The following is a 12,775-nucleotide window of genomic DNA, read 5'->3' as shown; positions in this document are numbered from 1 at the left end:
GGCCTCTCCTCTTCAGAATGCCGCGGCGATCACAGCTTTCCTTGCGCGGCCATGCGCACGTACGTCGGATCGAAACGCAGCTTCAGATTGCTCTTGCTGCCGACGACTACGTTGTTGTCGAACGCCATGCCGACCGCGCCCGCGTTCGGCGCGCCCTTGCCGAGCAGACCGTGATCGAACGAGAACTGCGCGACGCGCGTCATGATCTTCGGCATGTCCGGGCTCGTCGCGAAGTCGAGCGCCTGTTTCGGCGTGTAGAAGAGCGCGGTGGTCGAGAGCTGCGACTTGTAGCCGGCGAGATCGGTGCCCGACGCCTTCGCCATCGACGTGAGCGCGGCCTCGCTGTCCGGCGACGATCCGTGCATCGTCTGCATGATCTCGAACCATGCGCCCGTGAGCGCCTTGCCGAGCGCGGGGTTGTCGTGCAGCGTCTTCGTGTTCACGACCATCATGTCCATGATCTCGCCGGGAATGCGGCTCGAATCGAACACTTCGGTGACGTTGGGTTTCGCCTTGAGATCGGCGAGCATCGGGTTCCACGTGACCGCGTTGTGAACGGCGGGCGTCGCGAATGCGCCGGAGATATCGGCATCGGACGTATTGACGGTCTTGATGTCGCGCTCGCTCATGCCGGCCGATTCGAGCGCCCGCGCGAGCAGATAGTGCGACACCGAAAGCTCGACGAGATTGACGGACTGGCCCTTGAGATCGGCGACCTTCTTGCCCGCGCCCTTGATGAGCACGCCGTCGTTGCCGTTCGAGTAATCGCTGACGATCAACGCCGTGCTGTCCACGCCGCCCGTCGCCGGAATCGTCAGCGCGTCCATGTTGGTCATCGCGCAGCCATCGAACTTGCCGGCGGTGTATTGATTGATCGATTCGATGTAGTCGTTGAGCTGCACGACATCGACATTGATGCCGTACTTCTTCGCCCATTTGGACATGATGCCCTGCGTCTTCGCATAGCCCCACGGCATCCAGCCGGCATAGATGGTCCAGCAGACCTTGAAGTCCTTGCGGGCCTGAGCGAACGAAGGCGTGGAAAAGCAGAGTGAGAGAGCGACGGCGGCAGCGACGAGAAAACGGACGCGCATGAGGTTGACCTCGCAGGAAACGGTTATCGACGGCAGGAGCGGCGCGACGCATCGCGTTCTCTCCCGGGCTTTTGTCCCGCCGTGTAACCTCGTTCGAGGTCGACAACTCTCGGACCAGCGTCGCGCACCGAACGTCGATGCGGACCGGAACCCTAGTCGTCCATTTGCCAGATTGTGACTGCTAAACCGGATGCTGCACCGGCTCCTGAAAGGCTCTATGCGATAAGCGTGCCAGCACCGGAAATACGTGGGATCGGCGTGCGCGAAGCGCATTCGTGCACAGACGCGAGGCATGGCCGCCGTGCGCGCACGCGCGGGCGCACCAGACGGGTGCCTGCATTCCAGCGCAATGTCGAAATTCTTCTATCCGCGCGCGCCGGCTTTCGATGGAATACGGGACAGTCACGCGTTCCCGCGGCAACCCGCTTCTCTCTCACATGGGTAACCATCATGTTCAATCGCGCAGCCAGCACCGTTGAAAACGTCGATCCGGAACTCTGGGCGGCCATCACGGATGAAAACCGACGCCAGGAAGATCACATCGAGCTGATCGCGTCGGAAAACTACACGAGCCCGGCCGTGATGGCCGCGCAAGGCTCGCAACTCACCAACAAGTACGCCGAAGGCTATCCCGGCAAGCGTTACTACGGCGGCTGCGAACATGTCGACGTGGTGGAGCAGCTCGCGATCGATCGCGTGAAACAGCTCTTCGGCGCCGAGGCCGCGAACGTCCAGCCGAACTCCGGCTCGCAGGCCAATCAGGGCGTGTTCTTCGCGATGCTCAAGCCCGGCGATACCATCATGGGCCTGAGCCTCGCGCACGGCGGTCACCTGACGCACGGCTCGCCGGTCAACATGTCGGGCAAGTGGTTCAACGTCGTGAGCTATGGTCTGAACGAAGCTGAGGACATCGACTACGAAGCGGCCGAGCAGCTCGCGAACGAGCACAAGCCCAAGCTGATCGTCGCGGGCGCGTCGGCGTTCGCGCTGAAGATCGATTTCGAGCGTCTCGCGAAGATCGCGAAGAGCGTCGGCGCGTATCTGATGGTCGACATGGCGCACTATGCCGGCCTGATCGCGGCTGGCGTGTATCCGAACCCCGTGCCGCACGCGGATTTCGTCACGACGACCACGCACAAGAGCCTGCGCGGCCCGCGCGGCGGCGTGATCCTGATGAAGGCCGAGTTCGAAAAGCAGATCAACTCGGCGATCTTCCCCGGCATTCAGGGCGGCCCGCTCATGCACGTGATCGCCGCGAAGGCCGTCGCGTTCAAGGAAGCGCTGTCGCCGGAATTCAAGACGTATCAGCAAAACGTGGTCGACAACGCCCGCGTGCTCGCCGAAACGCTCGTGAAGCGCGGATTGCGCATCGTGTCGGGCCGCACGGAAAGCCACGTGATGCTCGTCGACCTGCGCGCGAAGAAGATCACCGGCAAGGCCGCGGAGGCCGCGCTCGGCGCCGCGCACATCACCGTCAACAAGAACGCGATTCCTAACGATCCGGAAAAGCCGTTCGTCACGAGCGGCGTGCGCCTCGGCTCGCCCGCGATGACCACGCGCGGCTTCGGCACGAAGGAAGCGGAGATCGTCGGCAATCTCATCGCCGATGTGCTGGAAAGCCCGGAAGACGCGGGCAATCTGGAACGCGTGCGCGAGCAGGTCGCCGAACTGACGAAGCGCTTCCCCGTGTACGGTTGATCGGTATCGACGGCAGTTTGCGTCGACGGGCTCCGCTGTTTTCGTGCAGCGGAGCCCGTTTTGCTTGACATCGTGATCTAATTTACTGGAAACTGCATCCACTATGCTAGATAACGTAAAGCCATCGCCCGACGAAGCCATCGAGAGCGACATCAACCAGCGCATCGCCGAGCGCGTGCGCGAGTTGCGTGCCGCGCGCGGCTACACGCTCGACGCGCTCGCGGCGCGCTGCGGCGTGAGCCGCTCGATGATTTCGATGATCGAGCGCGGCGCGGCCAGTCCGACGGCCGTCGTGCTCGACAAGCTGGCCGCGGGCCTCGGCGTATCGCTCGCGAGTCTCTTCGGCGGCGAGCAGGAAGGCGCGCCCGTTGAGCCGCTAGTGCGGCGCAGCCAGCAGTTGAAATGGCGCGATCCGGAATCCGGCTACACGCGCCGAAACCTTTCGCCTCCGGGCTGGCCGTCGCCGTTTCAATTGGTCGAAGTGGATTTTCCGCCGGGCGCGCGCGTCGCCTACGAGACGGGCGGACGCGAATCGGCGATGCATCAGCAAGTCTGGGTGATGAGCGGACGCATCGATATCGTGATCGGCGACACGCTTCACGCGCTTCAGCAGGGCGATTGCCTCGCGATGCGGCTGGATCGGCCGCTCATCTTCAGCAACCCGGCATCGAAGGCCGCGCGCTACATTCTCGCGATCAGCGACGCGCCCGCCACCTGATTCATCTTCAGCCTCAACGGAACTCGCATGAACACCACCGAAGCCCGCGACGTGCGCCTCATCGACTGCAACGAGGCCGAGCACGCGCCGGCCATCCTCGAGATTTTGAACGACGCCATCGTCAACTCGACCGCGCTGTACGACTACGTGCCGCGCCCCGCCGCCGCCATGTCGACGTGGTTCGCGGCGAAACGCGCGGGCGGCTTTCCGGTCGTGGGCGCGGTCGATGCCTCGGGAAAGCTGCTCGGCTTCGCGAGCTGGGGCACGTTCCGCGCGTTTCCCGCCTACAAGTACACGGTGGAGCACAGCGTCTACGTGCATCGCGATTGCCGCGGGCTCGGGCTCGGGGAGCGTCTGTTGCGCGAACTGATCGAGCGCGCGAGGCAAGCGCAGGTGCATGTGCTCGTCGGCTGTGTCGACGCGACGAATGCGGGAAGCATCCGCCTGCACACGCGGCTCGGCTTCACGCATTCGGGAACGATCACGGAAGCAGGATTCAAGTTCGGCCGCTGGCTCGATGCGGCGTTCTATCAGCTCAACCTCGAAACGCCGGCCGAGCCGGTGGATGGCTGACGCATAACGTGAAGTAATGGAACGCGGAAAATAAAGCGCGTTGACGGTGTTTTCGGGCGAACCAATACTGCGCTCATCGCCCTCATCGTGTTTCCGCGCCATGAACTCCGTAGACCGATTCTTCGTTCCCGCACCCGATCTCGACGATCGCTTCGCCGATACCGCCATCTGGGAACACGGCGGCCGGCTCTGGCCGAGCGGCGAGCAGCAGACGCTGACGTGTTGCCGCGTCGTCGACGAAACGCACGATATCAAGAGCTTCGAGTTCCGCACCGCCGACGGCTTGCCCGTGCGTTTCGAGCCAGGCCAGTTCATGACCGTTTCGGCGATGGTGAAAGGGCAATCGGTCGAGCGCTGCTACACGATTTCTTCCGCGCCCACGCGCCCGTTCCTGCTCTCCATCACGGTGAAGCGCGTGCCTGGCGGCATCATGTCGAACTGGCTTCACGACAACATGAAGCCCGGTAGCCAGCTTCGCGCATACGGACCTTCCGGCACGTTCACGCCGACTATCGCGCCCGCGACGAAATCGCTGTACCTGTCCGCCGGCTCCGGCGTCACACCGTTGATGTCGATGACGCGCGCGAGCATCGATCTCGGGCTGGACCGCGACATCGTGTTCATTCATAGCGCGCGCACGCCCGCCGATATCGTGTTCCGCGAGGAACTCGCGCGCTTCGCAAAACGCTCGCCTCGCCTGCGCGTGTTTTTCGTGTGCGAGGGCATCGGCGATGCCGCACAGTGGAACGGTCCGATCGGCCGCCTCGGTCTGCAACTGCTGTCGCAATGGGCGCCCGATTATCGCGAGCGCGAAGTCTTCACCTGCGGCCCGGCCGGATACATGAGCGCGGTGCGCGCGCTGCTTCACGAAGGCGGCCATGATCCGGGGCGCTATCACCAGGAAAGCTTCGACATCGGCGCGGGCGTCGTCCCGGCGCCTGCGACGGAAATCGCTGCGGGCCAGGAGACCTTCACAGTCAGACTCTCGCGCTCATCGAGGTCATTCACGATGAACGCATCGCAGACCGTGCTGTCGGCGGCGAAGAAAGCGGGCGTCGCCGTTCCGTCGTCGTGCAGTCAGGGAATATGCGGGACGTGCAAGACCAGGGTGCTCGAAGGCACCGTCGACATGAAACACAACGGCGGCATCCGCGACAGGGAAATTCAGAAGGGACTGCGCCTGCTGTGCTGCAGCCGTCCGACCTCGGACCTCGTGCTCGAACTGTGAGGTGATACGCACATGGCGGAAGGGCAGCTTATCGAAGACGATGCGCGCACACGGCGCGACGTCCGGAACTATCGGCTCGCGCGCGTGCTCGCGCAACTGAAGCGGCATGAATGTCCCGCGATTCTGTTGTACGACCCCGTCAACATCCGTTATGCGACGGACACATCGAACATGCAGATCTGGACCGCACGCAATCCGTCGCGCTACATCATGGTGTTCGCCGATGGCCGTATCGTCGCGTGGGAGTTTCATGGCTGCGAGCACGTGTGGGACGAGATGGAACTGAACGTCGAAATGCGCGGCGCGGTGAGCTGGATCTACTTCAACGCGGGCCACGAGGCCGAGCGCCGCGCCGAAGTCTGGGCGAACGAGATCGTCGACGTATTGCGCGCGCATGGTCGCGGCGACTGCCGGCTCGCGGTCGACCGGCTCGATCCGATCGGCACGTCGCTACTCATGAAGCGCGGCATCACGCTGCTGGACGGTCAGGCGATGATGGAAGACGCCCGCGCCATCAAATCGGCGGGCGAGCTCGTGCTGATCGGCGAATCGCTGCGTGCGTGCGAGCGAGGCATCGAGCGCATGCGTCGCGAACTTCGGCCCGGCATGACCGAGCATGAGCTATGGGCGCATCTCCACTTCGAGAATATCCGTCACGGTGGCGAGTGGATCGAGACGCGGCTTCTCGCGTCCGGCGAGCGCACCAATCCGTGGATGCACGAGTGTTCGTCGCGCGTGCTGCGCGACGGCGAACTGCTTGCCTTCGACACGGACATGGTCGGCCCGCACGGCTACTGCTCGGACATCTCGCGCACGTGGATCGTGGGCGACGCGCGCCCATCGGACGAGCAGCGCAGGTTGTACGAACTGGCCTACTGGCAAGTGCATTTCAACATGGAGCTGCTGCGCGCCGGCATGACGTTCCGCGAGTTCTCCGAGCAGGCGTGGACGATTCCCGAGCCGTATCTGAAGAATCGATATAGCTGCGTGGCGCACGGCATCGGCATGGTCGACGAATATCCGGCGATCGCGCATCGGATCGATTGGGACAGCGCGGGTTACGATGGCCGCTTCGAAATCGGCATGACGCTTTGCGTCGAAAGTTATATCGGCGCGGAAGGCGGAAGTCAGGGCGTCAAGCTCGAACAACAAGTGGTGCTGACCGAGCACGGCTGCGTGCCGCTCACGGCATGCGGTTTTGAAACCGGATGGTTGTGATGGAGAATCGAGGCACCTGTTCGCCAGGGAGCGCTGCATGAACCAACGTCCGGAAAACGTGACGACTTTCATCGACATTGCGGAGAAGCTGTTTCGGTCGGAGACGTTGCCCGAAGCGGGACGCCACGTCGCGGCGCGCGTGTTCGAGCGGCTGCGCACGCCATCGGACGACGGCGCGCGGCGTCGCACGCGCTATCCCGCATGCGAGTGGCTCGACGCGACGCTCGCGCCTTTCATCGACGACGACACCGGCTTCGGCGCCGCCGCGCGCGTGATCAAGGCGCTCGAACCGGATATCGGATGGTCGCGCCGTTCGTCGGGCATGAACGGCAGCGACGGCTACATCGAGGCGCACGTTCACGGGATGATCTGCGGTCCTGGCGGCGCGGAGAGCCGCTATGACGTGCAACTGGGCTTCTCGCTGATGCTGCCGCGCACGCGCTATCCGGACCACAGCCATCCGCCCGAGGAAGCCTATGTGCTGTTCACGGCCGGCGAGTTCCGGCAGGACGGCGGCGAATGGATCGATCCGGGCATCGGCGGCGGGATTCATAACGTTCGCAAAAATCCGCATGCGATGCGATCGGGCGATGTGCCGTTTCTCGCGATCTGGTGTCTGCTGACGAGCGAGGGGGATTAGTCGGCGGGGGATGCCTCCGCCGAAAAAAGCCGAAAGCCCACGCGGCAAGCCCCGGCTCGCGGAGCTTCGCGGCTTGTTCAACCACCCCGCAACTCGCGCCGCCCTTCACTTGCCCGGCGTCAACACCACCCTGAAGCGCGCCTTGCCGCTCATCATCCGTTCATACGCCTCGCCCGCGCGCGTCAGCGGAAATTCCTCGATCATCGGCTTCACGCCCGAGAGCGCGCTGAACGCCAGCGTTTCCTGCGAATCCGCCGCGGTGCCGGACGGCCAGCCCTGCACCGAGTTGCGGCCCATGATGAACTGCGTGATCGGCACCTCGACCGGCTCCTCCGATATCCCGACCATGATCAGCTTGCCGTTCAGCCCGAGCCCGCCGAGGGTCGCGCTCATCGCCTTGCCGCTCGTCGCCGTCGCCAGAATCACGCGCGCGCCGCCGAGCGCCTTGAGCGCGTCGGCCACATTCTGCGATTCGCTGTCGACGTAATGATGCGCGCCGAGCTGCTTCGCGAGCGGCGCCTTGTCCTGTCCGCGTGCGATGGCCACCGTCTCGAAGCCCATCTTGCGCGCGAACTGCACGCCGAGATGACCGAGCCCGCCGATGCCGAGCACCGCGACCACATCGCCCGCGCGCGCGCCGCTATTGCGCAGCGCATTGAAGGTGGTGATGCCCGCACAAAGGAGCGGCGCGGCATCGACATCGGAGAGGTCGTCGGGCATGCGCGCGAGCGCTTCCTGCGGCGCCACCATGTATTCCGCGTAACCGCCGTCGTAGCTGATGCCGGGCACGAGCGCGCGCTGGCAAAGCACGAAGTCGCCGTGGCGGCAATGCTCGCAATGGCCGCAATGCCCGCCGTGCCAGCCCACCCCGACGCGCTGCCCCTTCTCCCATCCTTCCACGCCCGCGCCGAGCTTGTCGATCACGCCGGCGATCTCGTGACCCGGCACGCGCGGAAACTGCAGGCCTGGCCAAAGCCCTTCGACGGTGAGCGAATCGCTGTGGCAAATCCCGCACGCCTGCACCTTGATCAGGACGTGTCCGGCGGGCGGCTCCGGCACGTCGCGCTCGACAACTTCCAGCGGACCATTCGCTTTCGTTACCTGCACTGCCTGCATCGTTGGCATCGCTTGCTCCTTGTGATGGGAGAAAAACGCGCGGCGCGCCTCGCACGCCGCTGTCGGATGACACGGCCCGGCAAATCGCAATCCCGACCGCATCGTCGAGAAACGTCGGAGACTGCGATTGTGACAGGTCTCGGCGCGGCGCATCGGCCGGCCGCGCGGATGAGCAAAAGCATCAGGAAACAAATTCGAACATCGGATACGGCCGGTGCCGGTTACCATCGTCATTCGGGCGCGCCGGCCGAAGCGCAAGCGGGCCGAAACCGGAATCACCAGAGCGACCTTCAAGGGTGTCATGTCAAAAATCGAAGACGCAGCTGCAGACGATCAGGCAAGCGATCCATACGAGACACGAAGTGAGTCGAACCAGGCTCCAAACGAGGAAACGAACCCGGATCTGGAAGCGCCCACCGTCGCGCGCACCGGGCCCCTCAGCGAAGCCAAGCTCTTCGGCCGGCAGACGCCGCCCGCGGCCGCCGCGCCGCCCGATGCCGCGCCGCACGTCCACGGCGTCGCCGGCAGCAGCTACCGGGCGCTGGCCGGACTTTTGTGCAGCTACGCGCTGCTGATCGTCGGCAACGGCCTGTTCCAGACGCTGATCCCGTTGCGCATTCTGCAATCGGGCTATCCGACGATCGTCATCGGCCTGATCCAGTCGTGCTACTACGCCGGGTTCATACTCGGCGCGGTGTTCAATCGCAGGCTCATCGACCGCATCGGGCAGCATCGGACGTTCGTCGCGTTCTCGGCGGCGGCGTCCATACTCGCGCTCGCGTTCGGCGCCGCCCAGTCGCCGTGGACGCTCGGCGCCGTGCGTCTTCTGACCGGCTTCGCGTTCATGGGCCTCTACACGTCGATCGAAAGCTGGCTCAACGGCACCGTCGAGAACGAAAAGCGCGGGCAGGTCTTCGGCTCCTACGCGGCCATCAACTATCTCGCGGTGGGCACGGGGCAGTTTCTGCTGAATGTCGGCGCGGGCTCGGGCGGGCAGCAGTTCTCGATGGCCGCCGCGCTCTTCGCCGCCGCCGTGATGCCGGTGACCTTGCTCGAAGGCTGGCCCGTGAAGGTCGCCGACGAATCGCTGCATCGCGTGCCCGCGCGCACCTGGCGGGAAAGCGTGCGCGAGATGATGGTTTCAGCGCCGCTCGCGGTGCCCGGCTGCATTCTCGCGGGCTTCATCTACAGCAGCTTCTACGCGATGATGCCCGTCTACCTCGAACGCGCGGGCTTCACGACGAGCGAGCTCGCCACCTTCATGGGCGTCGCGCTGATCGGCGCGCTCGTGCCGCAATGGCCGATGGGCCGCCTCTCCGACAGAGTCGACCGGCGGCGTCTCGTGTATTACACGGCATCGATTTCGGCTGCGCTGAGCCTCGTGCTCTTCTGCTTCGACGTGCGCGCGATCACCTGGGTCGCGACGCTCGTCTACGTGGCCGTCACGTTCACGCAGTACGGGCTGATCGTGTCGCACGTGCAGGATCGCACGGAGGCGCATCATCGCGTCGCGATTTCGGCATTGCTGCTCGTGCTGTTCTCGTTCGGCGGCATGACCGGCCCGGCGTTGGCGTCGGCGTTGATGACGATCGTCGGACCGAGCGGGCTGTTTCTCTTCAATGCAATGTCGTGTGCGCTGCTCGCGTTGAGCGCGCGGCGCGCGCTGGGCATGCATTTGCGGTCGTCGCAGGCGCAGGCATGAAGCTCCCGGTACGGCCGCGCCGATGAAACGCCCGTGTTCGTCAGCCCGCAGCGCGCGATGTTTCGAGGATGCCGTCGCTTATCGCGCTGCATTCGACGCCACGCGCGCACCGTTCTGCCTGCGCCGATAACTCGTATCGCGCGACGCGAGCCAGTAATAAACCGGCGACGTCAGCAGCAAGCCGACGACCCACGACAGATCCGCGCCATCGAGATACTTCGGCACCGGACCGGCATACATCGGCGTGTTCATGAACGGAATCTGCACGGCGATGCCGATCGCATACGCGATCAATGCCTGCGGATTGAAACGCCCATAAATGCCGCCGTCAACCTGGAAGATCGACTGGATGTCGTACTTGCCTTTGTGGATCACATAGAAGTCGATGAGATTGATCGCCGTCCACGGCACCAGCACGACGAGCAATGCGAGCACGAGATCGACGAGATTCGCGACGAAGTTGGTCGATGCGCCGATCGCGCCATAGCAGCATGCGACGAGGATCACGACCGACAACACCGCGCGCGCCTTCGCCGTAGGAATCCAGCGATACGCGAAGGTCTGCAGCGACGTGATCACCGCGAGCACCGCGCCGTAGAGATTCAACGCGTTGTGGCTGATCACGCTCAACAGGAACAGCACGAGCATCGGCAGGCCGAGCGGTCCGGTGGCGAGCTTCACGGCGTCCATAGCGTCGGCGCCCGGCGGCACCGCCAGCACCGCGACCGCGCCGAACACGAAGGCGAGCGTCGAGCCGATCGTGCAGCCGAGATACGTCGCCCAGAAGGTGGACGCGACGCGCACGTTCGCGGGCAAGTAGCGCGAATAGTCGGACACGTAAGGTGCAAACGCGATCTGCCAGAGCGCCGAGAGCGACACCGTCGCGAGCCAGCCGGCGATGTTGAAGCCGCCGCGCGTCAGGAAATCACCGGTCGAGATATGCGTAAGGATGTAACCGAAGCCGATGCAAATGCCGATGCCGAGCACCCACGTTCCGATCCGGTTCAGGATATGAATGCACCTGTATCCGATGATGCCGATCAGTCCCGATCCCATTGCGCCGATCACGATGCCCACCGGCACCGATACCGATGACTCGATGCCGTGCAGCGATTTGCCCGCGAGCACGATATTCGACGCGAAGAAGCCCACGTACATCACGCCCGCGATGACGGTCACGAGCAGCGCGCCCCACGAACCGAACTGCGCGCGGCTCTGGATCATTTGCGGAATGCCCATTTGCGGCCCCTGCGCGGAATGCAGCGCCATCAGCACGCCGCCGACCGCCTGCCCGACGATGATCGCAACGATGCCCCACAGCAGGTTCAGATGAAAGATCTGCACGCCGAGCGCGCCCGTCACGATGGGCAAAGGCGCGATATTGCCGCCGAACCATAACGTGAACAGGTCGCGCACTTTGCCGTGGCGATCCTCGGGCGGCACATAGCCGATGGTGTGCTTCTCGATCAGCGCAGAAGCATTGCGTTGCGCAGTAGTCAAAGTCGTCTCCTGTTTGTGCGCGGCAAAGCGATGCCCTGACGCGCGATGCGTCGGCTTCGCCAGCGGCGTTTGAAATGTCAGGCTAGTGTCGAGAGATGATGCGCGAGCCGTATCAGCATCGCGTCGCAGTCTTGAAGTTGTTCGACCGTCAGAAACTCATCGGGCTTGTGCCCTTGATCCATGCTGCCGGGACCGCATACGACGGTCGGTATGCCGGCCTGATCGAACAGGCCGCCTTCGGTGCCGAATGCCACCGTGCCGAATTCCGACGAGCCGCTGAGCAATGCGAGCAGTCGCGCTGCTTCGCTGTCGGGCGGCGTCGCGAGGCCCGGATACGCGGAGAGCGGTTCGAAGCGAATGTCGGTATCGGTCTTCACCGCGCGCATCTTCGGCAGCAGTTCGGCTCGCGCGTATGTCTGCAAGTCGTCGGCGACCTCGTTGGCGTCGAAGCCCGGAAGCGCGCGCACTTCGAAGTCGAACTCGCATTCGGCCGGCACGATATTGAGCGCGCGGCCGCCTTTGATCGTGCCCGTCTGCACGGTCGAGTAAGGCGGATCGAAACGTTCATCGTGATGCGCGGGTTGCGAGAGTCGATCGCCGATGTCCTCCAGACGATTGATCAGCCGCGCCGCATATTGAATGGCGTTCACGCCATACGGAGCATACGCGGAATGACAAGGCGCGCCCTTCACGCAGCAGCGCATCGCGAGCTTGCCCTTGTGGCCGAGCACCGGCTTCAACGAAGTCGGCTCACCGATCAGGCACAGCACGGGCTTGTGCGTCCGCTTCTCCAGTTCCGCGAGCATCGGCCGTACGCCGAGGCATCCGACTTCCTCGTCGTAGGAGAACGCGAGATGCACCGGTACCCTCAGTTCGCTCTGGACGAACATCGGCACGGCCGCCAGCACCGATGCGAGAAAGCCCTTCATGTCCGCCGTGCCGCGTCCGTAGAGCCGCCCTTCTTTCTCGCTGAGCGTGAACGGATCGACGGTCCACGCCTGTCCGTCGACGGGCACGACATCCGTATGCCCCGAAAGCACGATGCCGCCGCGATCGCGCGGCCCGATCGTCGCGAACAGATTCGCCTTCGTGCGCTCCGCGTTATAGAACAGCTCGCTTTCGACGTCGAACTGCGCGAGGCAGTCGCGAATGAACTCGATCAGCGCGAGATTCGAATCGCGGCTGACCGTCGCGAAGCCGATCAGCCGTTCGAGCAGATCGCGGCTCGTCATCTCACTCATCGCCCGGCACTCCATAGCTCGGCGCGGCGGTCGGGTTCAATGCGCGG

11 protein-coding genes and 1 riboswitch are annotated in these 12,775 nt (G+C 64.2%); of the genes, 7 read left to right on the top strand and 4 right to left on the bottom strand.

Annotation, left to right across the window (positions count from 1 at the left end):
• Positions 1-29: 29 nt before the first annotated feature.
• Positions 30-1,094 carry a putative urea ABC transporter substrate-binding protein gene (locus tag U4Y90_RS23110; protein ID WP_321798015.1) on the bottom strand — a complete coding sequence of 355 codons (1,065 nt, stop codon included), beginning with the start codon at positions 1,092-1,094 and terminating at the stop codon, positions 30-32.
• A gap of 58 nt (positions 1,095-1,152) precedes the next feature.
• A riboswitch (guanidine-I (ykkC/yxkD leader) is annotated at positions 1,153-1,261 on the bottom strand.
• 283 nt (positions 1,262-1,544) lie between these two features.
• Between U4Y90_RS23110 and glyA the strand changes: the two genes are divergently transcribed.
• From glyA to U4Y90_RS23080, 6 genes are all read left to right on the top strand, one after another.
• Positions 1,545-2,792, top strand: coding sequence for a serine hydroxymethyltransferase (gene glyA, locus U4Y90_RS23105; RefSeq protein WP_321798013.1), 1,248 nt, complete (start codon positions 1,545-1,547; stop codon positions 2,790-2,792).
• Between the two features lie 103 nt (positions 2,793-2,895).
• Positions 2,896-3,510 carry a helix-turn-helix domain-containing protein gene (locus U4Y90_RS23100; protein ID WP_321798011.1) on the top strand — a complete coding sequence of 205 codons (615 nt, stop codon included), beginning with the start codon at positions 2,896-2,898 and terminating at the stop codon, positions 3,508-3,510.
• Between the two features lie 27 nt (positions 3,511-3,537).
• Positions 3,538-4,083: an N-acetyltransferase family protein gene (locus U4Y90_RS23095; protein ID WP_321798010.1), complete on the top strand. Its 546-nt coding sequence runs from the start codon at positions 3,538-3,540 to the stop codon at positions 4,081-4,083.
• 100 nt (positions 4,084-4,183) lie between these two features.
• Positions 4,184-5,311 carry a hybrid-cluster NAD(P)-dependent oxidoreductase gene (locus U4Y90_RS23090; RefSeq protein WP_321798008.1) on the top strand — a complete coding sequence of 376 codons (1,128 nt, stop codon included), beginning with the start codon at positions 4,184-4,186 and terminating at the stop codon, positions 5,309-5,311.
• A gap of 12 nt (positions 5,312-5,323) precedes the next feature.
• On the top strand, positions 5,324-6,529 hold the full coding sequence (locus U4Y90_RS23085; protein WP_321798007.1) for a Xaa-Pro peptidase family protein: 1,206 nt from the start codon (positions 5,324-5,326) through the stop codon (positions 6,527-6,529).
• Positions 6,530-6,566: 37 nt separating this feature from the next.
• On the top strand, positions 6,567-7,169 hold the full coding sequence (locus U4Y90_RS23080; protein ID WP_321798005.1) for a dimethylsulfoniopropionate lyase: 603 nt from the start codon (positions 6,567-6,569) through the stop codon (positions 7,167-7,169).
• Positions 7,170-7,274: 105 nt separating this feature from the next.
• On the opposite strand, the gene U4Y90_RS23075 is transcribed toward U4Y90_RS23080, so the two are convergent.
• A complete protein-coding gene (locus U4Y90_RS23075) occupies positions 7,275-8,294 on the bottom strand; it encodes an alcohol dehydrogenase (RefSeq protein ID WP_321798003.1) in 1,020 nt (339 codons plus the stop codon).
• Between the two features lie 292 nt (positions 8,295-8,586).
• On the opposite strand from U4Y90_RS23075, the gene U4Y90_RS23070 reads away from it, so the two are divergent.
• On the top strand, positions 8,587-9,987 hold the full coding sequence (locus U4Y90_RS23070; RefSeq protein ID WP_321798001.1) for an MFS transporter: 1,401 nt from the start codon (positions 8,587-8,589) through the stop codon (positions 9,985-9,987).
• Positions 9,988-10,065: 78 nt separating this feature from the next.
• Here the strand turns inward: U4Y90_RS23070 and U4Y90_RS23065 are convergent, their stop codons facing one another.
• Positions 10,066-11,487, bottom strand: coding sequence for a cytosine permease (locus U4Y90_RS23065; protein ID WP_321797999.1), 1,422 nt, complete (start codon positions 11,485-11,487; stop codon positions 10,066-10,068).
• Positions 11,488-11,564: 77 nt separating this feature from the next.
• Positions 11,565-12,728 (bottom strand): acetylornithine deacetylase, encoded by a 1,164-nt coding sequence (argE, locus tag U4Y90_RS23060; protein ID WP_321797997.1) that lies wholly within the window; start codon positions 12,726-12,728, stop codon positions 11,565-11,567.
• Positions 12,729-12,775: the final 47 nt, after the last annotated feature.

This window comes from Caballeronia sp. J97 (assembly GCF_905220305.1).
Taxonomy (GTDB): Bacteria; Pseudomonadota; Gammaproteobacteria; order Burkholderiales; family Burkholderiaceae; genus Caballeronia.
The sequence above is the reverse complement of the archived record's forward strand: the minus strand, read 5'-3'. Positions and strand labels throughout refer to the sequence as shown.